The sequence below is a fragment of the Tardiphaga sp. 42S5 genome, from assembly GCF_034044155.1.
GTDB lineage: Bacteria > Pseudomonadota > Alphaproteobacteria > Rhizobiales > Xanthobacteraceae > Tardiphaga > Tardiphaga robiniae.
Window position 1 is genome coordinate 4,307,678 of sequence record NZ_CP139027.1, and the last position, 24,482, is coordinate 4,332,159.

Sequence of the window (24,482 nt, forward strand, 5' to 3'; positions counted from 1 at the left end):
CGCCACGGCCGATGAAGATGGGCACTACTCATTCGCCGTGTCGCTATGATGCTGTGGCTGGCTACGCGCTCCGATCAGCTAATTTGCGACACCCTTCGATCTTGCGCTACGCCTCTGGACCGCGTGATCGGCCCAACCGTCGTCGTCGCCTCCTCGCGAACTCGCGATAGAGGGCTTCCGGCGTGACACCAATTTCCGCAGCAACTCGACGCCACTGCCCTTTGGGCGGTAGCGGTCCCTCCTCCGTCGCGACCCAGGCGTCGATCCGAGCGGCAACTGTCTTCAGCGAGAGGATTTCGGCATGCGTTCGGGCCCGCTGAACCTCCTGCGTCAGGTAACATGTCAGGGCCAGCGAGAAGTCGGGACGCTTCGCGAGCGCCTCCTTGAGCCGCCTCAGAGGCACCGGGCGGACCACCGAGTCTTCCGCCGCAGCGCCCTCGCAATGGTACCGGTCAGCGAATAGCGACGCCTCGGCCACGATGGCGCCTGGGCCCGCACTCTGAAGTACCAGCGGCGAGCCATGCGGCAACGACCTCGTGAGCCGGACGGTGCCTGCCACCACCAGGAAGAGCACCCGAACCGGATCACCAGCGCGAAACAGGATGTGACCTGCGGCAAGCGGCTGCTCGAGCTGAGACAACTCAGATAACGTAGCGACGAGCGCGTTCGACATGATAGCGATCATACTCGATGCGCCCGACGCACGGCAAGATGGAGCGGAACTCGAACCTTGGAGACCGCAATGAAGCCCATCTACCAGATCACTCTTGCCCTCGCCCTCGCGGCTCTCATGCCCCAGATCGCCAGCGCTGAGGACTGCAACTGCAAAGTCTCTCACCGAGAGATAGCCGCCTCGCCCTATGCGGGCATGGAGCGCCGCAGTATCAAAGCCTTGTCGGACCCACAGATCGTGGATCTCAAGGCAGGGCGGGGCATGGGTTTGTCCCTTCCGGCGGAGCTCAACGGCTATCCCGGACCGGCCCATGTTCTCGAACTAGCGGACACGCTGCGCCTCTCAGACGATCAACGCACAAAAGCAAAGGCGCTTTTCGAAGCAATGAAGATAGAGACGATCCCTATCGGCAAGCGAATCCTCTCCGAAGAGACCGCGCTCGATCGGCTATTCGCCGAGAAGCAGGCGACGCAAGACGCGCTGAACACCGCGACGGCGCGCATTGCCTCTGCACAGGGCGATCTTCGAGCCGCCCACCTGCGTTACCACCTCGCTTTGACGGAGTTTCTTTCCTCTGAACAAGTCGCACGGTACGCCGAACTGCGCGGCTACGGGACCGGTGCGCCCGACCGACATAAGCACCCATAGCGCGGGAGCGAATCTCCCAACTTCCGCCGATGCGCTGGGTGTAAGCGGGAGCAAAATTGTCGGCATTCGGCGCCAATCGCGTATTCCGAAGTGGCGCCCCTCCGTTGTTGGCGTCCTTGCCCGCAAGAATAATTCTGAAAATAATCCTTGACGCCATTTCATCGTAGTATATATTCCCATCCATCCCGCTCCACTTGAGGGAGCGTTACCGGGACGCCGACTGGCGCGGGGTGGGATGTGGCGCCTGCGGGCGGGAGGGAGACGTTCCCTCACGCACTCGGGAGGCCTTGGGTCACCGTCCGGCCCCACTACGGGGGTCTGCCACTCATGCTGGCTGGACGTGGCATTGGTGAACGGCGGGAAACCGTCGGGATAAGCGGACTGCGGAGGTCTGCGCCTTTGCCCGGAAGAACGGTCCCGGGGACAGAAATCGCCACGATGGAGCGTCGAAAGGCGTTTCCGCAGCCTCTGCTGTCCGGCGATCCGGACACTACGCTGCGGCACTGTACCCAAGTCGCGCCTTTCGGCGCTTCATCTCCCTCATTCTTGAGGGAGGCCACCGGGACTGCCACTCACGCGCACAGGCGCGGCAAGGACGGCGCGTGGCCCATCCCCTCACCTGCATCACAACGATCAACAACGTCATCACAGGAGGTCCCATGCTCTTTGGTCACAAGCATCCTGGTCACATGCATCCGCGTCTCACATCGACAAATTCCACGCTGCGGCAGCAGACGTTAGCGGCCTTTCGTCTACTTCCCCCGTTGCCGTGCGATGCGCTAGCCTGCGTACGGGACTCTGTATGCGCGACATCCGTCGCGGCGCAGAATGGGCAGACACCAAGAAGAACGGTCTGCGATCCAAGGCAGGCGCTACGGCGCTCCCGCCGCCTTGGAACGCGCCGGTAGTCGAGGAAATGAAATGATGAAGAGCTTCGTCCGCGCCGTGAGCGTGATCTCCGTGATGGCCGCCTGCGGCGGCAGCGCCGAGACTGCCTTTGCGCAGAGCTGGCCGAACCGGCCGATCCGCATGGTCGTGCCCTATACGCCGGGCGGCTATACCGACCTGATGGCGCGCCTCGTTTCCGAAAAGATGTCGACGGCGCTGGGCCAGCCGATCGTCATCGAGAACAAGCCGGGCGCGAATGCCGCCATCGGCACCGACGCCGTCGCCAAGGCAGCGCCCGACGGTTACACCTTCGGCACCGTGATCGCGGCCCATTCGGTGAATCCGACGCTGAATCCGAAGCTGCCCTATGATGCGATGAAGGACTTCACCTATGTCTCGCTGACCTCGGTTGCGCCGCTGATCCTGATCGCGACGCCGTCCCTGCCGGCCAAGGACATGAAGGAGTTCATCGCGCTCGCCAAGGCGAAGCCCGGTTCGCTCAATTTCGCCTCGTCAGGCATCGGCTCGGCGGCCCATCTGACCATGGAAATGCTCAAGAGCCGCGAAGGCATCAATCTGCAGCACATTCCCTACAAGGGCACGTCCGGCGCGCTGCAGGATACGGTCGGCGGCCAGATCAATGTGATGTTCGACGTCATCGGCCCGCTGATGTCGCAGGTGAAGTCCGGCAATGCCAAGGCGCTCGCGGTGGCCGCCAAGGCGCGCGTGCCCGCGGCCGGCGACGTGCCGACCATGGCGGAAGCCGGCGTGCCGGATTTCGTCTCCGGCACCTGGTCCGGCATCATCGCGCCGGCAGGCACGCCGAAGGAGATCGTCGATCGCGTGGCCGCGGAGGCAAAGAAAGCCCTTGCCGATCCCGACCTGAAGAAGAAGCTCGACGATCAGGGCATCGTCCCCATGGGCACCACCCCGGATGAATTCCGCGCCTTCGTCACCGACGAAATCGCGCGATGGAAAAAGGTGATCACCGACGCCGGGATCAAGATGGAGCAGTAAGGGTCAGCCTCGTCATGCCGGGACGCGAGCGCCACGTGGCGGTCGCGGACCCGGAATGACAGTGTAAGGATGCTCACGCCTCGCTTCTGGCTTTCAAAATCGCCAGATGCACGAAGTGCAGCTTTCCCCTCACCGCTTGCGTCAGGTGAAATGGATAGGCGTCGCTCATGCCCATCGAACGATTGAGTTCGTTCATGCTGTAGGACACAGCATCCCACAGCGACAGCAGCGCTTCGAAGTCACGTTCGAGATAGGGATCGTCCAGCGTATGGCGCGAGCGTTCGTCCAGCGACAGCGGCAGCGATGATGCCGTATCCAGCGTCGAGACGATGTGCAGGAAATGCGCGAAGGTCTCGGCCCAGTCTTCCCACGGATGCGAGGTCGCATATTCGCTGATGAAGGCGTCGCTATTCCACGAGCGATCCGCGCGATTGTGATAGGCCACGAGTGCTTCGCCATAGTCGCGGGTTTCATCGCCAAAGATCAGACGGAATGGGCTGATGAGCTGCGATTGATCGACCAGCGCTTCCCAGTAAAAATGCCCGACCTCGTGGCGGAAATGGCCGAGCAATGTACGATACGGTTCGCGAAACGCCGCGCGGCGCGCCTCGCGCTCGGCATCGTCCGCTTCCGAGAGGTTCATCGTGATCAGCCCCGACAAATGCCCGGTCATGATCGGATGTCCGGCGGTCTCGTCCGAGAGAATGTCGAACGCAATATGCGCGCCGCTTGAAACCGCAAGAGGCAGCCTGAGACGCATCAGGTCGTAGGTCAGACGTCGCTTGGCTTGCTCAACCCGCTTCCAGAGCGCGACATTGCGATCGGATATCAGATTGGGGATCGTTCGCGTAAGCCGGCAGGATGGACAGAACGGATCGCTGTCATCGGTGGCCCAGTTGCAGGCGATCAGATCGCGATTGGCACAGGGCATGGCCGACGCGGCGCTGACGATATTGGACTGCGCGGTGTCGAAAATCAGCGCCTCGCCGCACTGCACGCAATCGCTTTGCTCGAAGAAGACGCGCGTCCGGCAATTGGGGCAGATCAGTTGCTTCATGGGTGAAGTCTAACCTGAAACGACCGGGATGGTTCAACGCCGCTCGCAATATTCGCCGCCCGGCCGAGTCTGTTTATGCGCGATGCCGACATGCAGGAATGGTGCTTGAGAGATCTGCCCAAATCGCGCTTCAATTCCGGCGTTCAGAAGAACCAATAAAAATCAGACCGGGAGGCCATCATGAAGACGCTCGCAGGAGCTATTTGCGCTCTGGCGCTGTTCGCAAGCGGCGCGCAAGCGCAGACCGTCAAGGATTTTCTGGCGCAGGTGATGGTCAAGTGGACCGCGCCGTTCGAGCCGTTTCAAGTGATCGACAACATCTATTACGTCGGCACCGACGGCATCGCGGTCTATATCATCAAGACATCCGACGGCCTGATCCTGATGGATACGGGCGTCCCGCAATCGACCGGGATGATCAAGGATCACATCGCGAAGCTCGGCTTCAAGGTCAGCGATATCAAGATCATCCTCAACAGCCACGCCCATTTCGATCACACCGGCGGCTTTGCAGAGATCAAGAAGGACACCGGCGCGCAACTGATTGCCGGCGTACGGGATAAGCCGTTGCTCGAGAGTGGCACCTATCCGGGCGATGAAAAGAACACCGATATCGGTTTCCCGCCGGTCAAGGTGGATCGCACCGTCACCGAAGGTGACAAGGTCACGCTCGGCGGCACCACGCTGACGGCGCATGCAACGCCCGGCCATTCGCCGGGCTGCACGAGCTGGGAGATGACCGTGAAGGACGGCAGCGAGAACCGCGAGGTCCTGTTCTTCTGCAGCGGCACCGTGGCGCTGAACCGGCTGGTCGGCAATCCGACCCATGCCGGCATCGTCGACGATTATCGGTCGACCTATGCCAAGGCCAAGGCCATGAAAATCGACGTGCTGCTCGGGCCGCATCCGGAAGTCTATGGCATGCAGGCCAAACGCGCGGCGATGAAGGACGGCGCGCCGAATCCGTTCGTCAAACCGGGCGAGCTTGCCACTTATGCTGCAACGCTCGAACAGGATTTCGACAAGCAGCTCGCCAGGCAGACGGCTGCGCTGCAAAAGGCGAACTGATGGTTGCCCCGCTGACGCCTAAGGCAATGCCAGTAAACCCGCCGCGACGATCATGGTCGCCAGTGCCGACAGCGCCAGCGACCAGTGGATGCCGATCATGCTGCCGATGACGCCCACCGAGATGCCGCTGAAGGCGCGCAGACCCAGGCTCGCCATATTGAACAGGCCGATGACGCGGCCGCGCTTGTCCAGGGGTGCATCGAGCTGCACGAGGCTTTGCGCCATCGCGTTGAACGACAATTCGAGAAATCCCGCTGCAAACAGGAACACCAGCGCGATGGCGTAGTGACCGGTCAGCGCGAAGATCGCCAGCGCACCACACCAGAGCAGCGCCAGAATGATCGCCGTACGCGGCCTCGGCGCCAGCAATTGCCTGCCCTCCAGCGCCAGGCCGGCAAGCAATCCGCCGGCTGCGTCAGCCGCCAACAGCATGCTGTAGGACATGCCGGGATCGCCATGGCCGAGATCACTGGCGAAGCCCGGCATCTGCGAACTATAGGCGTTGCCGACGAAGAACGATGCCGCGCCGGCCAGCGCGATCATGGAGACGATCACCGGACGGTGGCGAACGTCGCGCATGGTCTGGACGATGTCCGCAAAGCCCCGCACGGCGCGCTGAGGCACGGGCGCGCCGGTGCGAAAGCGCGGACCATAGGGCGCCTTGATTAGCCACAGCACCAGCGGCAGATAGAAGATGGTGTTGAGCATGATGCCATAGGCCGGACCCAACGCGAGCAGGATCACGCCGCCGACCGCTGGGCCAACCATCACGCCGAGATAGCGCGCCATGGCGTTCAGACGCACCGCGCTCGGCAGGTCGGCGGAACCGACGACGTCGTAGAGCAGCATCTGGTTCGGCGTCTGCCACAGCACGCCGGCACAGCCATGGATCACCAGCAGCACCATCGCCTGCCACATCTGCAGGGTATCGGTGACAAAGAAATAGCCCCAGCCCAGCGATGCCAGAATGAACAGCGCCATGCCGCACTGGATCACGCGCCGCGGGTCGAACCGCTCCGCCAGCGCGCCAGACGTGACCGAGAACAGCAGGAACGGCAGCCAGTGCGAGACGATGGCGAAACCGCCGAGCGCAGGTGACTGGAATTTCTGAAACACCACCCAGTAGCTGATCACATGCTCGATATTGTCGGCCATCATGGCAAGCACATAGGTGATGAACTGGGCGCGGAATCCCGGGTGATGCAGCGCCGCGAAGGATCGTTTGGTGGGCGATGCGCCGACGGTCTGCGCTGGGGTGTCGCTCATCGGGAGGGGAATCTTCGCAAGCAGGAGAATCCCGCCATCGGCAGCGACGGCGGTGCGGAGTCGTTACATCCCATGTCTTCGCCCGGCACAAGGCGGCTTCCGGCATAGGACGCCTCGCCATCTTGCATGCAATTGCATTCATCCCTACCTGTCCCCGGCAACCATCAACCCTGCCCCTTCTCCGGAGCCAGCCTGACATGACCGACGCCCCCTACACGCCTCCCAAAGTCTGGACCTGGGACAAGGAAAACGGCGGCAAATTTGCCTCGACCAACCGGCCCATCGCCGGCCCCACCCATGAGAAGGAGCTCCCGGTCGGCAAACATCCGTTCCAGCTCTATTCGCTGGCGACGCCGAACGGCCAGAAGGTCACGATCATGTTCGAGGAACTGCTCGCTGCCGGCCATACAGGCGCGGAATACGATGCATGGCTGATCCGGATCGACGGCAACCAGTTCGGTTCGGGTTTCGTCGATGTGAACCCTAATTCCAAGATTCCAGCTCTGATCGACCGCAGCGGCGACAAGCCGTTTCGCGTGTTCGAATCCGGCGCGATCCTGGTGCATCTCGCCGAGAAATTCGGCGCCTTCCTTCCAAAGGGCGGCCCGGAACGCGCCGAGTGCCTGTCCTGGCTGTTCTGGCAGATGGGCAGCGCCCCCTTCCTCGGCGGCGGCTTCGGCCATTTCTATGCCTATGCGCCGACCAAGATCGAATACGCCATCGATCGTTACGCCATGGAGACGAAACGTCAGCTCGACGTGCTGGACCATCGCCTCGCCGATAACGAGTATCTCGCCGGCAAGGATTATACGATCGCCGATATGGCGGTGTTCCCCTGGTATGGCGGCCTCGCAGAGAATGCGATCTATGGCGATGCCGGCACTTTCCTCGATGTGCAGAGCTACAAGAACCTGCAGCGCTGGACCAAGACCATCGCGGCACGACCTGCCGTGAAGCGCGGTCGCATGGTCAATCGCACCTCGGGCGACCCGGCCGGCCAGTTGCGCGAACGCCATGACGCCAGCGACTTCGACACGAAGACTCAGGACAAGCTCGAAGCGAAGAGCTGAGACGAAGACTTCGAGTTGACGTCGCTTCAGCCCGGAATCGAAAAGCCCCGCGCGAGCGGGGCTTTTGCGCGTCTGGATGCGTGAGGCAGCAGCCTCAGCCCTTCATGCACTTGTTGACCGATGAGGTCTTGGCGGCGCCGGCCAATGGCTTGCCCTCGGCGCTCTTGGCGTTGTCCTCGCAGCACTTCTTCATGAAGCTCTTCTTCGCAGCGCCCGCGAGCGGCTTGCCGTCGCCGCTGACGGCGTTGCAGGATTGCGCCATTGCGGGCGCAGCACTGAACAGGCTCAAGAGAACGAGAACAGACAGACGTTTCATGGACCGACTCCCGGTTTGTTGGAGCTGCAGCCTAGCGCAACCACGGGCTCTCGCAAGACCGGCTATGCATCACGTTCCTACCGCTTAAACGCTATGTCGCGGCGCAGCGATTTCGCCGCGCACAGAGGCAACGCCCATCTCGAAACTGTCAGCGATACGGCGCGCGCGGGTCATGAAGGCCTCGGTGACCTCAGCCGGAAATATCTCGCGCGCGGTCTGTTCGAACAGCAAAAGCCAGCGATCGAAATGTTCGCCCTTCAGCGGCAGCACGAGATGTGGACGCATCGGCCGGCCATTATAGCGGCCGGTCTTCAGCATCATCGACGACCAGAAATCGCTGATCTGCGCGATGTGATGATCCCAGTCGGTCACCGCGCTGTTGAAGATCGGCCCCAGCAAATCATCCTCGCGGGCACGGCCGTAAAAGGTCTGCACCAGAAGCGTGATATTCTCTTCATTCAGGGAAGGCTGGAAGCTGGTGAAGCCGATTTCGGAGGTCTGCGTCATGCGCCCTGATGTAGGCGACGGCGGCCAGCTCGGCAACCGCCATCGCCCGAAATCCGCTTTGCAATTGATCCAGCGCAAGCTCAGTTGCGATAGGACGGATCGACCCGGTCAAGCTTGCGGAGCAGTGCCGGCCACGCCAGTTCGCCGCTGAGGCCCGGAACATTGTCGCGCGGCTTCATGCGGTCATAGGTATCCTGCAGGACCTTCTGCGGCGGCGTGATCAGCTTGGTGTTGCATGACAGCGCTGCAACCTGAACCTGACAGGCCCGCTCCATCCGGAACAGCACATTGAAAGCCGCGGCGATGGTCTTGCCAACCACCAGCAGGCCGTGATTGCGCAGCACCATCGCCTCGTGATTGCCGAGATGCGCAATCAGCCGTTCGCGCTCTTCGGGGTTGTCGGCGATACCTTCAAAATCATGATAGGCGACATGAAGGAAGCGCATGCAGGTCTGCGCCACCGGCAGCAACCCGCATTCCATCGCCGATACGGCCATGCCGGCCACTGTATGAGTATGCGCGACGCAATCGACATCGTGACGCGCCATGTGGATGGCACTGTGGATCACAAAGCCCGCGGCATTCACGGCGTAGTCGGATGCGTTGAACAGCGTGTTGCCGTCGAGGTCGATCTTGACGAGGCTCGACGCATCGATCTCCTCATAGAGCATTCCATAGGGATTGATCAGGAACTGGTCTTCCGTTCCTGGCACGCGGCAGGAGATATGGTTGGCGATCATCTCGGTCATGCCGTACATCGCCGTGAGACGGTAGCAGGCAGCGAGATTGACGCGCGACTGCCACTCCTCGGGACTGACCTGATCCTGCACCGAACGGACGACTTTCACGGCGGGTGAGCTGACGGCTGCATTCATTGATGTTCTCCCTTGATCTTGTTCTCGCGGTCAGTCGACCGTGATGTTGGCTTCGCGAATGAGCTTGCCCAGGCGGTCGCACTCGCTCTTCACATGGGTCTCGAGTTCCGCCGGCGTCATCGGCCACGGCTGATTGCCGATCGGCTCCATCTTCTTTGCAAATTCCGGCGTCTTGACGATGCGGGTGATGGCAGCGCTGAGCCTGTCCAGGACTGGCTGCGGCGTACCTGCGGGCGCGAAGACTGCGAACCATGTCGCGCCGACGATCGAGGGGAAATCCGAGCTCCTTGAAGGTCGGCACATCAGGCAATTGCGGAAGGCGCTCCTCGGACAAGACCGCCAGCGCGCGGTACATGCCCGCCTTGTGGTTTGGCACGGTATTGGTCAGCGCCTCCACATTGCTGTCGACGATGCCCGCAGGCATGTCGTTCATCGCCGGCGCAGCACCGCGATAGTGTACATGCTGCAGCTTCACGCCGAGTCCGCGGGCCACGATCTCACCCATGAGGTGCACGGTGCTGCCCGGTCCGTTGGTGGCATTGTTGACCTTACTCGGATTGGCCAGCGCATAGGCACGAAACGCCGCGACGTCGGCGGCCGGAAAGTCCTTCTTCACGACGAAGGCAAACGGCACCTTCACCACCATCGCGACCGGCGCAAAGTCCTCGAGCTTGTATTTGATGGAGGCCAGCAGATGCGGGTTGGTCGTGAAGGTCGTCGCGCTGGCGAATAGAAGCGTGTAACCGTCCTTGTCGGCACCGGCCACGACTTGCGCACCGATCGATGTGCTGGCGCCGCCGCGATTCTCGATCACCACCTGCTTGCCGAGTTCGGTGCTGAGCTGTTCGGTGAGGATGCGCGCGACGATGTCGGTCGTTCCGCCGGGCGGAAATGGCACGACCATGGTGATGTTGCGCTCGGGATATTGCTGCGCCTGCCCTGGCGCTACGGCGAACAGCGATGCGGCAAGGACCGCCGCGATGGCAAACCATCGCCCCTTCTTGTTGTTGCTCACGTTTTCTCCCTTGCGCCGGTCCATTGTGCTTTCGCCTGGAACGACATTTTCGGGAGAGGCTAAAACAAGAGCCCAGGCGATGCGACGACTAAATAAGCCGGGCAGCTATCGGATTACACGGGACGCGCAATCGACGAACGGGACGCGGCCGTCTCGGTGAATCAATGCACCGTGGCGTTCGAAAACAGGTTGATCACGACCTGATCCTTCCTGCCGACCGATAGCGGCTGCTCCATGCATTCCGGATGAGTCAGCACCGCTTTCGCTGCCGATGTCGTATAGAGCCATGCGGGCTATGTCCTCATAGCCTATCCCCGAGAGAGTCCCGTGACCGCTCCGACGCCCCCTGCTTTCGCACTCGATGCACCCTTCTTCAAACTCCTCACCGGGAGCTATCTCCGCACTGTCGGGAAGCCCCTGTTGGCGCCTGGGCAAGATGCAGCGTGGCTCTACGGCGACGCACCATTCGCGGTGCTCGCACATAACACCGACGCTGATCCGGTGTTCACCTATGCCAATCGCACCGCGCAATCTTGCTTCGAATATAAGTGGGACGAATTCGTCGCCATCCCGTCGCGGCTGTCGGCGGAAGCGCCGAACCGCGACGAGCGCCAGCGCCTGCTGGATGCCGTCGCGCGTAACGGCTTCATCGACAATTATCGTGGGTTGCGGATCGCGAAGTCCGGTCGTCGCTTCTGGATCGAAGGCGGCATCGTCTGGGAACTGAGAGACGAGAACGGCGAGCGACGCGGTCAGGCTGCGCTGTTCACGTCATGGACGGATGTGTGAGCGCGGCAGCTACAACGTCGCCAGCGTCTCGCGCAGCGGCCGGCGCAACTGTCCGTTGGCATCGGCAAGGCTTGCGAGATAGTCGGCCGCCTCGGTGATATCGGCGACGATCTCGCGCTCGGCGGCATCGGCATCGCCTGCGACGATGGCCTTGAGCGCCGCCGTGTGATGATCCCAGCCCTTCAGCAACACGACATATTCGGGGATCACGAAGGACAGCACCGGGCCGCAGCGCAGCCACATATTCTCGATGGTCTCCACGAGGATCGGGATGCCCGACATCGCGTAGATCTCGAAGTGAAACTGGCGGTGATAATCGAGATAGCTCTCGAGATTTTTGGCTGATATCAGCGACTGCATCGTCGCCAGCAGTGACTTCAGACGTTCGAGCCCCGCCGCGTTGCGCCGGGTCGCGGCTTCCCGCGCCGCCTGCCCCTCCAGCGCACAGCGCACCACGGTCAGATCGGCGAGCTCGCGCGCCGTCAGATGCGGAACGATCGCCGCATTGCGCGGTCCCTGCTGCAACACGCCCTGTGCGACCAGCCGGGTGACTGCGTCGCGCACCGGTGTGATCGACGTGCCGAAGCTCTCCGCGAGCGCGCGCAAGGTCAGCACCGTTCCCGGGGCGAAACGGCCAGCCAGTAGCGCGTCCCGGAGCTGCGCATGCGCCAGATCCCAGAGCGGTTCGCGTTCGATCCGTTTCAGTGCGGTCATTCTGTGCTCGCTACCTCACCCTGCCGAGTCCCGCAAATTCGTGTCCCGCCGATCGCGGTGAACTGCTCCATTGACCCATTACGATGTTTGTTATAACAAACACCAAAAATGGGAGGAAAACAATGTTCGCTCAACGCGTCAGCTATGCCGCGCTCGGATTGGTATTGGGATGCTGGTCCCTGCCTGCTCACGCGCAATCCAACTTTCCGCAGAAGGACATCACCTTCATCGTGCCGTGGAATGCCGGCGGCTCCAACGATGTGGCCGCACGTGCGCTAGACCCGATCCTGCGCGAACACGGCATCAAGATCGTGATCGAGAATGTCGTCGGCGCCACCGGGGTCATCGGCATGAAACGCGTCGCGAGCTCCGCGCCGGATGGCTACACGATCGGCATGGGGACGAGTTCGACGCTGGCGCTGATCGCCCAGAACAAGGCAAACGGACTCACCAACAGCAACTTCACCCACATCGCGCGCGTCTCGACCGATCCCCTGATGCTGCTTGTGCCTTCCACCGGCACGATCAAGGCCCTCCCCGACTACATCGCCAACATGAAGGCCAAGCCCGGCAAGGTCACCATCGGCACGCCAGGCAACTACAATCTCAACCACATCTTCGCCTCCATGACCGCGCGCGCGGCCGGCGTCGACTATGTCAACGTCCCCTATACCGGCGGCTCGAAAGTGGTCGCCGATCTGATCGGACAGCATGTCGATTCCGGCGTGCTCAAACCGTCGGAGACGCTCGGTCAGATTCAGGAAAAACTACTCACGCCGATCGGCATCTTCGCCAATGAGCGGCTTGAGATGTTTCCGGATGTCCCGACCTTCAAGGAAAAGGGCATCGACGTCTTCCCTTACGGACCTGTGGTGCAGATGGCCTATGTGGTCGGCCCGGCGAACCTGCCTGACGATGTCCGCACCAAGCTGACCACTGCGTTCCGCGCCGCCATCCAGGACCCGCGCTTCAAGGAATTCGCCAAGAAGAACGTCTTCCTGGTCGACGACGTGACCGGCGATGCGCTCGCCAGGGAAGTCGACGGCGTGGCCGCCGCGATCGGCAAGGTCGCCGCGCAAACTTTCCCGAAAGAATAAACGCGACCGGCACCCGCCGGCCGCATCCATCTGATCGATCTCGACGAGGACACCCCATTGAATATCAAGAAGATCACCTGCCATGTCGTCGCCGCTCCCGTGCAGCGTCCGTTCACGTCGTCACGCGGCTGGCTCTACAAGACGCGCGGCACCTGCCTCGTCGAGATCGAAACCAGTGACGGCATCGTCGGATGGGGCGAATGCTACGGGCCATCCGCTGTCGCCAAGGCCTTCATCGATACCCAGCTTGCGCCGCGCGTCATCGGCCGCGATCCGTTCGACGTCGAGGTGATCTGGGAAGATCTCTACAACCGCATCAAGGACTACGGACCGAAGGGCATGTCGATCGCCGCCATCAGCGGTATCGACATTGCGCTCTGGGACATTATCGGCAAGGCCTGCAACAAGCCGGTGCACAAGCTGATCGGCGGCGCTTTCCGCACCGAAGTCGATTGCTATGCGACGGGCCTGTACTTCACCGACATGGAACGTCTTGTCGATGAAGCCGTGGAGGAAGCCGTCGGCTATAAGAAGGCCGGCTTCAAGGCGATCAAGATGAAGATCGGCCTCGGCTCCATCAAGCGCGACTACGAGCGCGTCAAGGCGGTGCGCGAGGCGATCGGTTCCGACATCAAGCTGATGGTCGACGCCAATCACTGCCTCACCGTACCCGCAGCGATCAAGCTCGGCCGCAAGCTCGAAGAACTCGACATCGAATGGTTCGAGGAGCCGATCTCGCCGGAGGATATCGACGGTTATGTCGAAGTCACCCGCGCGCTCGACATGGCCGTCGCCGGCGGCGAGAACGAATTCACGCGCTGGGGCTTTCGCGATGCCATCGTGCGCAAGGCGATGGATATCGTGCAGCCGGACGTCTGCGCGGCCGGCGGCATTACCGAATGCAAGAAGATCGCAGCACTCGCCAGCACCCATGGCGTCGAATGCGTGCCGCATGCCTGGGGCTCGGTGGTCGGCCTCGCCGCCACGATCCACTTCCTCGCTTCGATCCCGAACCAGCCGCCCAGCCTGTTTCCGATGCCGCCGATGCTCGAATTCGAACAGGAGGAAAACCCGTTCCGCGATCATCTGGCGAAACAGCCGATCCAGCAGGTCAACGGCGTCATCGCCGTGCCTGATGGCACCGGCCTCGGCATCGAGGTCGACCGCGCGGTGATCGACAAGTATCGCGTCGCGTGATGGCGAGGACGCACGCATGAAGTTCGTCACCTTCGTCGAGTCCGGCCTGACACGCGCTGGCGTGCTTGTCGGCGACGCCACACGTCCGACCGATATTGTCGTCGATCTGGCTCACCCGACGATGCGCGCGGGCCTCAACGGCATCGCCCCGCAGATCCAGGCCTTTCTCGATGCCGGCCTCGGCAAGGTCGTCAGCATCATCACCGCGCACGGTCTGGCCGACGCCGCCAGACTGACAGCGGACAGGGTAACGTTGCTCTCGCCGCTCCCCGCACCACGCCGCATTTTCGGTATCGCGCACAACTATCACGATGCGATTACCGAGCGTGGCATCGCCGCGCCAACCGAGCCCGTGCTGTTCATGAAAGCGCCGCGAACGGTCATCGCCGCTGGCCGGTCGATCGTCCTGCCCGCAGCGATCGGCGGCGTCACCTACGAGGCTGAACTCGCCGCTGTGATCGGCAAGCGCGCCGTGAACGTGTCGAAGGAACAAGCACTCGAATGCGTCGCGGCCTATGGTTGCTTCAACGACATCAGCGCCAGCGAGATGATCAAGGCCGACGGCCATTTCGACCGCGGCAAGAACATTTCGAGTTTCGGCCCGTTCGGACCGTTCCTCGCCTCATCGGACGAGATCGCCGATCCGCAGGCGCTGCAGGTGTCGCTGACCATCGACGGCAAGGTGCTGCAGAAGGGATCGACCAAAGACATGATCTTCGGCGTCGCCGACCTCGTGTCCTGGCTGTCGCATCGCGGGCCGCTCGAGCCTGGCGACGTCATTGCGACCGGAACGCCCGCAGGCGTCGCGGCGATGCATAAGCCTCCGGCCTGGCTGAAACCCGGCTCGACCGTGACAGCCAGTGTCGAGCGACTTGGCCAGCTCGCCAATCCCATCACCGAAGGACCGGCTTTCGATGCCTGATATGCCCACCGTTCTCCTGACCAATCCGATGCATGCCGATGGCGAAGCGATCCTGTCGCCGCATGCGCGGCTGATCACGGCGCCCGATACCAAGCCGGACACGCTGCGCGCATGGGCGAAAGACGCCGACGGCATCATCGTCCGCGCAAAACTGCCCGACGACATCGTCGATCACGCGCCGCGCCTGAAGGGCATGGTGCGTCACGGCGTCGGCCTCGATTTCATCCCCGTCGATGCGGCCACGGCGCGTGGCGTCGCCGTCGCCAATCTCCCGGGTAGCAATACGAGTGCCGTCGCGGAATATGCGATGTCGGCGCTGCTGCATCTGCGGCGCCCGATCCATCTCATGAACGGGCTGATACGCGATAAAGGCTGGGGCGCGTCGCGCGCGACCGCCGAGACCTTTACTGAACTGAACGGCTCGACACTCGGCATTCTCGGGGTCGGCACCATCGGTCGCCGCGTCGCGCAGATTGCCAGGCAAGGTTTTGGCATGAAGGTCATCGGCACATCGCGGCGCAAGGGATCGCTTCCGGCCGACGTCGAGGAAGTCTCGCTGGATCAGCTGCTCCCACGCAGCGATGCGCTCGTGATCTGCTGTGCACTGACCGATGAAACGCGTGGCCTCGTCAATGCCGCGCGCATCGCGCAAATGAAGCCCAATGCCGTGCTGGTCAACGTCTCGCGCGGAGCGGTGGTGGAGAATGCACCGCTGATCGCAGCGCTGAAAGCTGGCAAGCTCGGCGGCGCAGCGCTCGATGTGTTCGACATCCAGCCCCTCCCCGCCGACGACGCATTGTTCGATTGCCCGAACCTGTTGCTGACGCCGCATGCCGCCGCGCTCACCGCAAGCAGCAGCCGTGGCATGGCCGTCGGCGCCGCTGAAGAAATGCTCCGCATCCTGCGCGGCGAAAAGCCGCTCAATCTCGTCAATCCCGGTCACAAGGCAGCGTGAGGTTCCCATGAAGATTACTGCAATCAAAGCCGTTCCGATTTCCTATCGCGTGCCGCAGGGCCAGAATGTCCGCCTCGGGATCGGCCGCGCCGTCAAGCGCGACGCCGTGCTGGTCAAGGTCACGACCGACGAGGGCGTCACCGGCTGGGGCGAAGCGCATCACGGCCGCTGCCCCGGCGCCATCGCCAAGCTGATCGACACGACCGTTGCCGAACTCGTCACCGGCATGGATGCGATGAATGTCGTCGGTGTGTGGCACCGCGTCTATCAGATGCAGCTCTCCAGCCATGGCATGGGCTATGCCGCGGCCATGGCGCTCAGCGGCCTCGATCTCGCACTGTGGGACATTCGCGCCAAGGCTGCTGGCTGGCCTCTCTACAAACTCCTCGGCGGCGCATCTAAGCCGATCAAGGCCTATGCCGGCGGCATCTCGCTCGGCTGGCAGGCGCCGGAGTCGCTCGCCGAGGAAGCGCAGGGTTACATCGCGCAAGGCTACCGCGCGGTGAAGCTGCGTGTCGGCGACAATCCGCGTGACGACGTCGCCCGCGCCACTGCGGTGCGCAAGGCGGTCGGTGACGCCATCGAAATCCTCGTCGATGCCAATACCGGCTATACGCTGGACGACGTCCGCCGCGTGATGCCGGCCTATGACGATCTGCAGATCGGCTGGCTCGAGGAACCGTTCCCCGCACTCGACTATCGCTCCTATCAGGCTGCAGCCGCGATGGGCTCGACGCCGCTCGCGGCCGGCGAGAACCACTTCACGCGCTACGAGTTCAATCGCCTGATCGAGGACCGCGCCGTGAGCTTCGTGCAGCCCGACCTGTCGAAGACCGGCGGCATCACCGAGTCGATGCGGATCGCCGGCATGACGCAGGCGTGGAAGCTGTCGTTCAATCCGCACACCTCAGCGACCGGCATCAACATGGCGGCAACGATCAATGTGCTCGCCGCGGTCGAGGACCCCGGCTATTTCGAAGGCGATGTCGCCAAGCACAACCCGTTCCGCGACGAGGTCGGCGGCATTCCCTACAAGCTCGATGCCAATGGCTGCGTCGCGCCGTCGGAGATCGCAGGCCTTGGCGTCGAAATAGATGAAGCCTTCATCAACGCCCACCCGCTGATCGAGGGTCCCTGCTATGTCTGATCCGCGACGGGTTGAAGTCGTACTGCGCGCCTCGCGTCTCATTCACTTCGCCTGCCGCGCACTCATTCTCCTGCTGGCCGGCACCGCCTGCGTTCATGCGCAGGCGACCGCACCAGCGGGCGAGCCGCCCGGCGGCTTCAACGACACGCTCGGGCGGATCTTCGCGCAGAAACTGCAGGACGCCTTCGGCGTTCCCGTCGTGGTCGAGAACAGGCCCGGCGGCGGCACGCTAATCGGCACCGAAGCGGTCGCCAAGTCCGCACCCGATGGCTACACGCTACTCGGTATCGCCTTCCCGTTCGGCTCCAATCCGAGCATCTACAAGAACCTGCCCTATGACACGGTGAAGGATTTCACGCCGCTGGTTTTTGCGGGGCAGACACCGAACCTGCTGGTGGTGAAGCCGTCGCTACCGATCAATACGGTCAAGGAGCTGATCGACTACGCGCGTCAAAATCCCGGCAAGGTGACCTACGGCTCGACCGGCATCGGCTCCTCGAACCATCTGTCGATGGAACTGTTCAAGAGTCTCGCAGGCATCGACATCGTGCACGTTCCCTACAAGGGCAGCGCGCCGATGGTGAACGATATGCTCGGCGGCCATATCGATGTCGCCTTCGACAACACACCCAATGTGCTGCCGCAGGTGAACGGAGGCAAGCTGCGCGCACTCGGTGTCAGCAGCAAGATGCGCTCCACGCTCGCACCCGACGTTCCGACCGTCTCGGATGCCGGCGTGGCTGGCTACGAGGTCAATGTCTGGTTCGGCGTCGTCGGTCCCGCGGGCATGCCCGAGGAGATCGTGCGCAAGCTCAATGGCGAGATGAATGCGATCCTGAAACAGGACGACGTCAGGCGCCGCTTCATCGACCAGGGCGTCGAACCCGTCGGCGGCACGCCCGCGCAATTCGCGGATCAGATCAAGGCCGAGATCCAGAATGGGCGGTGGTCGTGAAGGACGCCGGCATCAAGCCGGAATAGACGGCGGCGGTGATCCGCCGCCCGCGTTGCCATTGGCCGACGTTCAAGATGCGCCGCTTCGGCCGACGCGTTTCGCCATGTTGCCGATCACGCTTTCGTCTATAGCAGCTTGCGCGACCGCTCTGCCATTAAAACACCGCATGATTTCCGCTATAGAACATCATGACGGTTTTACGACAGCAACGATTCCAATGGCGATTGATCGCTCCACTGCCGGGATTTGCCGCGCTGCTGCTGGCGCCTGGTCTCGCCATTCACTGGGGCTTTCTGCCGTTCGAATACCGTATCCCCGCCTTGCTGCTGGTCTCGGTGCTGTGCATCGCGCTGTGCCTGCTGGCCGGCTTTTCTGTCGCGGAACTCGGCCTCAGCCGTCCCTCTGACATCAGGCACTGGCTGTTCTGTGCCGCGATCACGGCAGGCATCGCGGCAATCATGGTGGCGCAGACCCGCTTTCTGACCTTCGACCACAAACCGCCGGTCTGGCTCAGCTTCGCGCCCTTCTATGTCCTGGTCTCCAGCCCATGCCAGGAAGTCGTGTGCCGGTCTATACCGAAACTGATGACCGATCGGCTGCAGGTCAGGCCCTGGACCTACGTGATCTATTCTTCGGCGGTATTCTCGCTGATCCACATCGCCTATGGCGACAGCGTGCTGCTGCTCAACACGTTCCTGGTCGGCATCGTCTGGGGTTTCGCCTATCTGCGGATGCGCAACATCTGGCCGGTGATCCTGTCGCATGCCGCGATCGGCACGCTGGCCTTCTCGCTCGGGCTGGCCTGATTCAGATTTGCCTGAGCCTTAGCGATCGTATCCGCCGCCGAAGCTGCTCTTGATCTGATGCAGCAGCGTCAGCACCCAGCATAGCGCGAAGGCTCCCGCGAGCCCGTAAGCCGTGCGGCGATCGATCACCGACAGGCCGGTCCAGAGATAGATGCGATAGAGCCAGAGGCCGGCGAGACCGACGCCCAATAAGCACACCAGCAGTTTGACGAAGCGCGCATTGGCCACGCCCACCGCGGCAAACAGGATGGTCAGCGGCACCAGAAACAACTGGCAGATGGCGATCAGGCTTTCGTTCACGGGCAGCTCCAGGAAATCGCAAAAGGCGACTCAGCGCCGGGAGCTTAGGCGTCCAATTTGAAACAAATGGTTGCCGATGAATAAGCCGCGAGCGATAGCTCAGAAGCACATATTGCTGACCACGTTGCCGCGTTTGTCCTTGAGCACATAAGGACACTTGATGCGTTCCAGCGCCTTCTTCGCATCGTCGTCGCCGAGCGCTGCGGCCTTCTCATAATAGGCCTTCGCGGCATCCTTATCCGACGCACCACCGCGGCCGCTTTGCGCGAACGCGCCCATGCGCTCCAACGCGCCCGCATGGTTCTGTGCTGCCGCCTTCTCGAACAGGCCGCGTGCCGCAACATCGTCTTTCGCGCCGCCGATGCCTTCCGACAGCATCATGCCGAGCTGATATTGCGCCTCGGCATTGGTCTCCGCGGATTTCGCCAGCAATTGCCGTGCACGCACCGGGTCTGAACCCGCGCCTGCGCCTCCGGATAGTGCCGCAAGATTGCTTACGCCGCGCGGATTGCCGGCTTCAGCCGCGCGTTCGAACAGTTTGCGCGCTTGCACTTCGTCGCGCGCGACGCCGGTTCCGTTGCCATAGGCGACGCCGAGTTCGACCATGGCGGAGGTACTGCCCTTGTCAGCCGCCTTGCGCCATGCCGCGAGCGCCTCAGCTGCCTGCGCATTGGCCGCGTAAGCACGCCCGAGCTGGAACATCGCACGGCGCGACCCGCCGGACGCGGTCCGGCAGAATTTGATGGCGGTGGCAATATCGGCTTTGGCAATATCGGCCACGCCCTTCACATCGGCAGGCTTGTCGGGATCGGCAGGATCGGCCGCGAGGCGATCGCACAGAACCAGATCGGCGGACTGGGCCTGCGCGCGTGTTGGCGCGGACAGCACAGCCAGTCCGGCGGCGACGCCGAGCAAACAGATCAGAGCGGTCGCGCCGATACGCTGGGTCATGGATTTGTCGCCACCTGTGTCATTCGCCGGTGACATTACGGACAGGCGCGCACCCCATCAAGCCGTGCGCCAGCCTGGAACTTACACGGCCTTGCGGATCAGCTTCAGCACTGCCTGCAACCGCAGGCTCCGTTTGCCGGCCAGCGCCGTGGCTTCCAGTTCGGCGCCGGTTTCGTCGCAGGTGCCGGAAAAGCCGATACCGATTTCATAGCCGCCGAAGACCGGGTTCTCGCCCTTTGCCGGCGTGTGCTCCTGATTGAGCATCTCGCCCTTCCAGCGTCCGTCCGCGGAGGAATAGGCGCCGAGATAATAGAAGAACGCGTCTCCGCCGAGGATGCGGCCGTCATGCAGCAGCATCACGCCGTTGAGCCCGCCATCGATGCCGTCGAGTGTGCGCAGATGGATCGAATACAGCCCGTTGGCGATGCCACCCGCACCGATCGGTCCGGCCGGAGGCATCTCGCCGTCATCGATCGTCGTCATGACCGACTCGAATTTCGCACCCGGCATTTGCGGCGACGAACCCTGAAAACGATAGGTGTCACCATAGGGCCGGCCGGTGACGCTGATGGTCGCCACATCCTGGCCGAGCAGCGAGGGATAGTTGGGATCGTTCATGTGGCGGCGGCTCTCGATCTCCGCCACCACCTCGTCACCCCGGAGCTCATAGCTGCCGATATGGGCAAAAGCGGAATTGCCCCCGAGCATGCTGCCATGCTCGACAAACATCACGCTGCGGCCGACCGCCTCATCAACCCGGTATTCGCATTTGTAGAAACCCGTCCGCAACCCACCATTCCCCTGCAGCGCCTTTCGCATTGTAGCGGAAGATGTGCAGTGGAGGAAAGCGCACCCGGCCAATTGGGGGCGATTCCAACAGTCTTGGACGCCGGCTACGCAATTCCTCGCCTTAGAATGGGTCGAAACGGCGCATCCGTGGACCAGCAGCCCTCGTCAGGCGCTACCTTAAGCCTCCCGCGCGTCACGAATGCGATGTGGCATGCGGGCGCGATTCTGCTTCGTGCGATCCCGGTGCCAGCGGCGCCGCCTGATCGACCGTCGCTTCGCCATGCTGGGTCAGCGGACGGTTACCTGCCATGGCACGCAGCAACACATAGAACATCGGCGTGAAGAAGATGCCGAAGGCCGTGACGCCGATCATGCCGGCGAACACCGCGACACCCATGGCATGACGCATCTCCGAGCCTGCGCCAGTGGACGTCACCAGCGGCACGACGCCCATGATGAAGGCCAGCGACGTCATCAGGATCGGCCGCAACCGCAGACGGCTGGCCTCGATCGCGGCCTGGATCGGTGTCCGCCCGGCAAATTCCAGCTCGCGGGCAAACTCCACGATCAGGATGGCGTTCTTCGCCGACAGACCCACCAACACGATCAAACCAATCTGGGTGAAGACGTTGTTGTCGCCCTTCGTCAACCAGACGCCGAACATCGCCGCCAGCAAGCCCATTGGCACAATCATGATGATCGACAATGGCAGTGTCAGGCTTTCGTATTGCGCGGCAAGCACCAGGAACACCAGCAGCATCGCCACCGGGAACACAATCAGCGACGAATTGCCGGCGATGATTTCCTGATAGGTCAGTTCAGTCCATTCGAAGTCGATGCCCTTGGGCAGCGTCTCCTTGGCGACACGCGCCACGGCGTCCTGCGCCTGGCCGGTGGAATAGCCGGGCGCCGCGCCGCCATTGATGTCGGCCGACAGGAAACCGTTGTAGCGCATGGCGCGCTCCGGCCCTGCACTTTCCTTAACGCGCAGCAGCGTCGAGAGTGGGATCATCTCGTTGCTGTCGGAGCGAACTTTCAACTGGCCAATATCGTCGGCCCGCGCCCGGAATTTGGCGTCAGCCTGGACGCGCACCGAATAGGTGCGACCGAATTTGTTGAAGTCGTTCACATAGAGCGAGCCGAGATAGATCTGCATCGTGTCGAACACCGAGGTAACCGGCACGTTGAGCTGCCGCGCTTTGGTGCGATCGACATCCGCATAGAGCTGCGGCACATTGATCTGATAGCTTGAGAACAGACCGGCCAGCTCCTTCTGCTGCATTGCCTTGCCGATAAAAGCCTTGGTGGCGTCGTTCAGCGCCTCATAGCCGAGACCGGCGCGATCCTCGATCTGCAGCTTGAAACCACCGATCGTGCCAAGACCCGACACAGGCGGCGGCGGGAACATGGCAATAAAGGCGTCCTGAATGCCGGCAAACTTCTTGTTCAGCGACAACGCAATGGCATTTCCGCTCAGGCTCGGATCCTTGCGTTTGTCAAACGCATCCAGACCGATGAAGACGATGCCGGAGTTGGACGAGTTGGTGAAGCCGTTGATCGACAGGCCGGGAAACTGGATCGAATTCTCGACGCCGGGCTCCTTCTGCGCAATCTCACCCATGCGACGGATCACCTCTTCGGTACGATCCAGCGTAGCGCCGTCGGGGAGCTGCGCAAACCCGACCAGATACTGCTTGTCCTGACCGGGGACGAAACCGCCCGGGACTGCGTGGAACAGATAACCGGTGACGCCAATCAGCAGAACGTAGATTCCCATCACCGCCGCGCGGCGCGAGACGACGCGCTTCACGCCACCGCTATAAGCGTCGGAGCTTCTGGCAAAGAAGCGGTTGAAGCGGACGAAAAACCAGCCGAGCGTCTTGTCCATGAAGCGCGTCAACGCATCCTTCGGCGCGTCATGGCCCTTCAGAAGCAGCGCGGCGAGTGCTGGCGACAGTGTCAGCGAATTGAAGGCGGAGATCACAGTCGAGATCGCCACCGTCAGCGCGAACTGCTTGTAAAACTGCCCGGTCAGGCCGGTGATGAAGGCCAGCGGCACGAACACCGCGACCAGCACCAGCGCGATCGCGATGATCGGGCCGGTCACCTCGCGCATAGCCTGATAGGCCGCGCTCTTCGGATCGAGCCCGCGCTCGATATTGCGCTCGACATTCTCGACCACAACGATGGCGTCGTCGACCACAATGCCGATCGCCAGAACGAGGCCGAACAGCGTCAGCGCATTCACCGAGAATCCGAACACATGCATCACGGCAAATGTGCCGACCACCGACACCGGCACAGCGATCAGCGGGATGATCGAGGCGCGCCATGTCTGCAGGAACAGGATGACGACGAGCACCACCAGTGCGATGGCCTCGAGCAGCGTATGGATCACCGCCTCGATCGAGGCGCGAACGAATTGCGTGGGGTCGTAGACGATGTCGTAGGTGACACCGTCAGGCATGTTCTCCTTCAGCTCCTTCATGGTCTTGCGGACATTATCGGAGATCTGGATCGCATTGGAGCCCGGCGACTGGAAGATCGGCACCGCTACTGCGGACTTGTTGTTCAGCAGCGAGCGCAGTGCATAGTCGGCAGCGCCGAGCTCGATGCGGGCGACGTCGCGCAGCCGCGTGACTTCGCCATTGTCGCCGTTCTTGACGATGATCTCGCCGAACTCTTCTTCGCTCTGCAGACGGCCCTGCGCATTGATGGAGAGCTGTAGATCCAAACCGGGCTCATTGGGCGAACCGCCCACCTGCCCCGCTGCTGCCTGCACGTTCTGCGCACGGATTTCGCGCACGACATCACCCGGCGACAGGCCGCGCTCGGCGACCTTCTGCGGATCGAGCCAAACGCGCATGGAATAGTCGCCCGAGCCGAACAGCTGCACCTGACCGACGCCTTCGATGCGCGCGAGGCGATCCTTGACGTTGAGCACCGCGTAATTGCGCAGATAGGTCATGTCATAGCGGTCGTTCGGCGACAGCAGATGTACGACCATGGTCAGGTCAGGCGCGCTCTTGATGGTGGTCACGCCAAGCGCACGGACTTCCGCAGGGAGACGCGGCTCGGCCTGCGAAACGCGGTTCTGCACCAGCTGCTGCGCCTTGTCGGGATCGGTGCCGAGGCGGAAGGTGACGTTCAGAGTCATCCTGCCGTCGGTGGTCGCCTGGCTGCTCATATAGAGCATGTTCTCGACGCCGTTGATCTGCTCTTCGATCGGCGTCGAGACCGTTTCCGCAATCACCTTCGGATTGGCGCCGGGATAATTCGCTGTCACCACCACGGTCGGCGGCGCGACTTCCGGATATTCGGAGATCGGCAGCACCGGCATCGACAGCAGGCCGGCAAGGAAGATCACCGTCGACAGCACACCCGCAAAGATCGGTCGATCAATGAAAAACTTGGAGAAATTCATGGCTTGTCTCGTCAATACAGGATTTCGCGATGGTGC

23 protein-coding genes and 1 pseudogene are annotated in these 24,482 nt (G+C 62.3%); 12 read left to right on the plus strand and 12 right to left on the minus strand.

The genetic code is table 11. The annotated features are described in order from the left end of the window. Nucleotides 1-106 precede the first annotated feature (106 nt). Nucleotides 107-673: a Crp/Fnr family transcriptional regulator gene (locus SFY93_RS20055; protein ID WP_320444329.1), complete on the minus strand. Its 567-nt coding sequence runs from the start codon at nucleotides 671-673 to the stop codon at nucleotides 107-109. A gap of 69 nt (nucleotides 674-742) precedes the next feature. On the opposite strand from SFY93_RS20055, the gene SFY93_RS20060 reads away from it, so the two are divergent. Beyond that, a complete protein-coding gene (locus SFY93_RS20060; RefSeq protein ID WP_320444330.1) occupies nucleotides 743-1,321 on the plus strand; it encodes a Spy/CpxP family protein refolding chaperone in 579 nt (192 codons plus the stop codon). Nucleotides 1,322-2,242: 921 nt separating this feature from the next. Beyond that, the gene (locus SFY93_RS20065) at nucleotides 2,243-3,226 is read left to right on the plus strand and encodes a Bug family tripartite tricarboxylate transporter substrate binding protein (protein WP_320444331.1); all 984 of its coding nucleotides are present in this window, start codon (nucleotides 2,243-2,245) and stop codon (nucleotides 3,224-3,226) included. A gap of 73 nt (nucleotides 3,227-3,299) precedes the next feature. Here SFY93_RS20065 and SFY93_RS20070 read toward each other — a convergent pair whose 3' ends face one another. Continuing rightward, entirely contained in the window at nucleotides 3,300-4,283 is a 984-nt protein-coding gene (locus SFY93_RS20070; RefSeq protein WP_320444332.1) for a zinc-binding metallopeptidase family protein, read from the minus strand. Nucleotides 4,284-4,463: 180 nt separating this feature from the next. Here SFY93_RS20070 and blaBJP point away from each other — a divergent pair, with 180 nt between their 5' ends. Continuing rightward, nucleotides 4,464-5,351 (plus strand): BJP family subclass B3 metallo-beta-lactamase, encoded by an 888-nt coding sequence (gene blaBJP, locus SFY93_RS20075; RefSeq protein ID WP_320444333.1) that lies wholly within the window; start codon nucleotides 4,464-4,466, stop codon nucleotides 5,349-5,351. Between the two features lie 18 nt (nucleotides 5,352-5,369). On the opposite strand, the gene SFY93_RS20080 is transcribed toward blaBJP, so the two are convergent. Beyond that, on the minus strand, nucleotides 5,370-6,617 hold the full coding sequence (locus tag SFY93_RS20080) for an MFS transporter (RefSeq protein ID WP_320444334.1): 1,248 nt from the start codon (nucleotides 6,615-6,617) through the stop codon (nucleotides 5,370-5,372). Nucleotides 6,618-6,814: 197 nt separating this feature from the next. On the opposite strand from SFY93_RS20080, the gene yghU reads away from it, so the two are divergent. Further along, nucleotides 6,815-7,687 carry a glutathione-dependent disulfide-bond oxidoreductase gene (yghU, locus tag SFY93_RS20085; RefSeq protein WP_320444335.1) on the plus strand — a complete coding sequence of 291 codons (873 nt, stop codon included), beginning with the start codon at nucleotides 6,815-6,817 and terminating at the stop codon, nucleotides 7,685-7,687. Between the two features lie 94 nt (nucleotides 7,688-7,781). Here yghU and SFY93_RS20090 read toward each other — a convergent pair whose 3' ends face one another. From SFY93_RS20090 to SFY93_RS20105, 4 genes and pseudogenes are all read right to left on the minus strand, one after another. Beyond that, nucleotides 7,782-8,003 carry a hypothetical protein gene (locus SFY93_RS20090; RefSeq protein ID WP_093758344.1) on the minus strand — a complete coding sequence of 74 codons (222 nt, stop codon included), beginning with the start codon at nucleotides 8,001-8,003 and terminating at the stop codon, nucleotides 7,782-7,784. Between the two features lie 84 nt (nucleotides 8,004-8,087). Then, nucleotides 8,088-8,510, minus strand: a complete 423-nt coding sequence (locus SFY93_RS20095; RefSeq protein WP_320444336.1) for a group III truncated hemoglobin — start codon at nucleotides 8,508-8,510, stop codon at nucleotides 8,088-8,090. 80 nt (nucleotides 8,511-8,590) lie between these two features. After that, nucleotides 8,591-9,385 carry a class II aldolase/adducin family protein gene (locus SFY93_RS20100; protein ID WP_068736808.1) on the minus strand — a complete coding sequence of 265 codons (795 nt, stop codon included), beginning with the start codon at nucleotides 9,383-9,385 and terminating at the stop codon, nucleotides 8,591-8,593. Between the two features lie 286 nt (nucleotides 9,386-9,671). Further along, nucleotides 9,672-10,424 (minus strand): annotated as a pseudogene (locus SFY93_RS20105) (Bug family tripartite tricarboxylate transporter substrate binding protein); the annotation flags it as partial. Nucleotides 10,425-10,727: 303 nt separating this feature from the next. On the opposite strand from SFY93_RS20105, the gene SFY93_RS20110 reads away from it, so the two are divergent. Next, the gene (locus tag SFY93_RS20110) at nucleotides 10,728-11,189 is read left to right on the plus strand and encodes an MEKHLA domain-containing protein (protein ID WP_320444337.1); all 462 of its coding nucleotides are present in this window, start codon (nucleotides 10,728-10,730) and stop codon (nucleotides 11,187-11,189) included. 9 nt (nucleotides 11,190-11,198) lie between these two features. On the opposite strand, the gene SFY93_RS20115 is transcribed toward SFY93_RS20110, so the two are convergent. After that, on the minus strand, nucleotides 11,199-11,903 hold the full coding sequence (locus tag SFY93_RS20115; RefSeq protein ID WP_320444338.1) for a GntR family transcriptional regulator: 705 nt from the start codon (nucleotides 11,901-11,903) through the stop codon (nucleotides 11,199-11,201). A gap of 122 nt (nucleotides 11,904-12,025) precedes the next feature. On the opposite strand from SFY93_RS20115, the gene SFY93_RS20120 reads away from it, so the two are divergent. The 7 genes from SFY93_RS20120 to SFY93_RS20150 all read left to right on the plus strand — a co-directional run bounded on the left by SFY93_RS20120 (nucleotide 12,026) and on the right by SFY93_RS20150 (nucleotide 18,982). Next, complete coding sequence (locus SFY93_RS20120; RefSeq protein ID WP_320444339.1) at nucleotides 12,026-13,000, plus strand: Bug family tripartite tricarboxylate transporter substrate binding protein; 975 nt, start codon at nucleotides 12,026-12,028, stop codon at nucleotides 12,998-13,000. 57 nt (nucleotides 13,001-13,057) lie between these two features. Next, the gene (locus tag SFY93_RS20125) at nucleotides 13,058-14,197 is read left to right on the plus strand and encodes a mandelate racemase/muconate lactonizing enzyme family protein (RefSeq protein WP_320444340.1); all 1,140 of its coding nucleotides are present in this window, start codon (nucleotides 13,058-13,060) and stop codon (nucleotides 14,195-14,197) included. A gap of 16 nt (nucleotides 14,198-14,213) precedes the next feature. Further along, nucleotides 14,214-15,119 (plus strand): fumarylacetoacetate hydrolase family protein, encoded by a 906-nt coding sequence (locus SFY93_RS20130; protein ID WP_320444341.1) that lies wholly within the window; start codon nucleotides 14,214-14,216, stop codon nucleotides 15,117-15,119. A gap of 1 nt (nucleotide 15,120) precedes the next feature. Continuing rightward, nucleotides 15,121-16,074 (plus strand): hydroxyacid dehydrogenase, encoded by a 954-nt coding sequence (locus SFY93_RS20135; RefSeq protein WP_320444342.1) that lies wholly within the window; start codon nucleotides 15,121-15,123, stop codon nucleotides 16,072-16,074. A 7-nt stretch (nucleotides 16,075-16,081) separates the two neighbouring features. Next, entirely contained in the window at nucleotides 16,082-17,221 is a 1,140-nt protein-coding gene (locus SFY93_RS20140; RefSeq protein ID WP_320444343.1) for a mandelate racemase/muconate lactonizing enzyme family protein, read from the plus strand. Beyond that, the gene (locus tag SFY93_RS20145; protein ID WP_320444344.1) at nucleotides 17,214-18,176 is read left to right on the plus strand and encodes a Bug family tripartite tricarboxylate transporter substrate binding protein; all 963 of its coding nucleotides are present in this window, start codon (nucleotides 17,214-17,216) and stop codon (nucleotides 18,174-18,176) included. Before SFY93_RS20140 ends, SFY93_RS20145 begins: the two co-directional genes overlap by 8 nt. Before the next feature lie 188 nt (nucleotides 18,177-18,364). Beyond that, nucleotides 18,365-18,982: a CPBP family intramembrane glutamic endopeptidase gene (locus SFY93_RS20150; RefSeq protein ID WP_184517320.1), complete on the plus strand. Its 618-nt coding sequence runs from the start codon at nucleotides 18,365-18,367 to the stop codon at nucleotides 18,980-18,982. 18 nt (nucleotides 18,983-19,000) lie between these two features. On the opposite strand, the gene SFY93_RS20155 is transcribed toward SFY93_RS20150, so the two are convergent. The 4 genes from SFY93_RS20155 to SFY93_RS20170 form a co-directional block, all read right to left on the minus strand. Next, nucleotides 19,001-19,282 (minus strand): hypothetical protein, encoded by a 282-nt coding sequence (locus tag SFY93_RS20155; RefSeq protein WP_089263998.1) that lies wholly within the window; start codon nucleotides 19,280-19,282, stop codon nucleotides 19,001-19,003. A gap of 99 nt (nucleotides 19,283-19,381) precedes the next feature. Next, on the minus strand, nucleotides 19,382-20,233 hold the full coding sequence (locus tag SFY93_RS20160) for a tetratricopeptide repeat protein (RefSeq protein WP_320444346.1): 852 nt from the start codon (nucleotides 20,231-20,233) through the stop codon (nucleotides 19,382-19,384). 81 nt (nucleotides 20,234-20,314) lie between these two features. Beyond that, nucleotides 20,315-21,022 carry a GrlR family regulatory protein gene (locus SFY93_RS20165; protein ID WP_320444347.1) on the minus strand — a complete coding sequence of 236 codons (708 nt, stop codon included), beginning with the start codon at nucleotides 21,020-21,022 and terminating at the stop codon, nucleotides 20,315-20,317. Nucleotides 21,023-21,215: 193 nt separating this feature from the next. Further along, entirely contained in the window at nucleotides 21,216-24,446 is a 3,231-nt protein-coding gene (locus SFY93_RS20170; RefSeq protein WP_320444348.1) for an efflux RND transporter permease subunit, read from the minus strand. Nucleotides 24,447-24,482 lie beyond the last annotated feature (36 nt).

What these genes read in the sequence shown, in the direction of transcription:
- SFY93_RS20055 (WP_320444329.1), bottom strand. Translation starts at nt 673, where the DNA reads ATGTCGAACGCGCTCGTCGCTACGTTATCTGAGTTGTCTCAGCTCGAG.
- SFY93_RS20060 (WP_320444330.1), top strand. Translation starts at nt 743, where the DNA reads ATGAAGCCCATCTACCAGATCACTCTTGCCCTCGCCCTCGCGGCTCTC.
- SFY93_RS20065 (WP_320444331.1), top strand. Translation starts at nt 2,243, where the DNA reads ATGATGAAGAGCTTCGTCCGCGCCGTGAGCGTGATCTCCGTGATGGCC.
- SFY93_RS20070 (WP_320444332.1), bottom strand. Translation starts at nt 4,283, where the DNA reads ATGAAGCAACTGATCTGCCCCAATTGCCGGACGCGCGTCTTCTTCGAG.
- blaBJP (WP_320444333.1), top strand. Translation starts at nt 4,464, where the DNA reads ATGAAGACGCTCGCAGGAGCTATTTGCGCTCTGGCGCTGTTCGCAAGC.
- SFY93_RS20080 (WP_320444334.1), bottom strand. Translation starts at nt 6,617, where the DNA reads ATGAGCGACACCCCAGCGCAGACCGTCGGCGCATCGCCCACCAAACGA.
- yghU (WP_320444335.1), top strand. Translation starts at nt 6,815, where the DNA reads ATGACCGACGCCCCCTACACGCCTCCCAAAGTCTGGACCTGGGACAAG.
- SFY93_RS20090 (WP_093758344.1), bottom strand. Translation starts at nt 8,003, where the DNA reads ATGAAACGTCTGTCTGTTCTCGTTCTCTTGAGCCTGTTCAGTGCTGCG.
- SFY93_RS20095 (WP_320444336.1), bottom strand. Translation starts at nt 8,510, where the DNA reads ATGACGCAGACCTCCGAAATCGGCTTCACCAGCTTCCAGCCTTCCCTG.
- SFY93_RS20100 (WP_068736808.1), bottom strand. Translation starts at nt 9,385, where the DNA reads ATGAATGCAGCCGTCAGCTCACCCGCCGTGAAAGTCGTCCGTTCGGTG.
- SFY93_RS20115 (WP_320444338.1), bottom strand. Translation starts at nt 11,903, where the DNA reads ATGACCGCACTGAAACGGATCGAACGCGAACCGCTCTGGGATCTGGCG.
- SFY93_RS20120 (WP_320444339.1), top strand. Translation starts at nt 12,026, where the DNA reads ATGTTCGCTCAACGCGTCAGCTATGCCGCGCTCGGATTGGTATTGGGA.
- SFY93_RS20130 (WP_320444341.1), top strand. Translation starts at nt 14,214, where the DNA reads ATGAAGTTCGTCACCTTCGTCGAGTCCGGCCTGACACGCGCTGGCGTG.
- SFY93_RS20135 (WP_320444342.1), top strand. Translation starts at nt 15,121, where the DNA reads ATGCCCACCGTTCTCCTGACCAATCCGATGCATGCCGATGGCGAAGCG.
- SFY93_RS20140 (WP_320444343.1), top strand. Translation starts at nt 16,082, where the DNA reads ATGAAGATTACTGCAATCAAAGCCGTTCCGATTTCCTATCGCGTGCCG.
- SFY93_RS20145 (WP_320444344.1), top strand. Translation starts at nt 17,214, where the DNA reads ATGTCTGATCCGCGACGGGTTGAAGTCGTACTGCGCGCCTCGCGTCTC.
- SFY93_RS20150 (WP_184517320.1), top strand. Translation starts at nt 18,365, where the DNA reads ATGACGGTTTTACGACAGCAACGATTCCAATGGCGATTGATCGCTCCA.
- SFY93_RS20160 (WP_320444346.1), bottom strand. Translation starts at nt 20,233, where the DNA reads ATGACCCAGCGTATCGGCGCGACCGCTCTGATCTGTTTGCTCGGCGTC.
- SFY93_RS20170 (WP_320444348.1), bottom strand. Translation starts at nt 24,446, where the DNA reads ATGAATTTCTCCAAGTTTTTCATTGATCGACCGATCTTTGCGGGTGTG.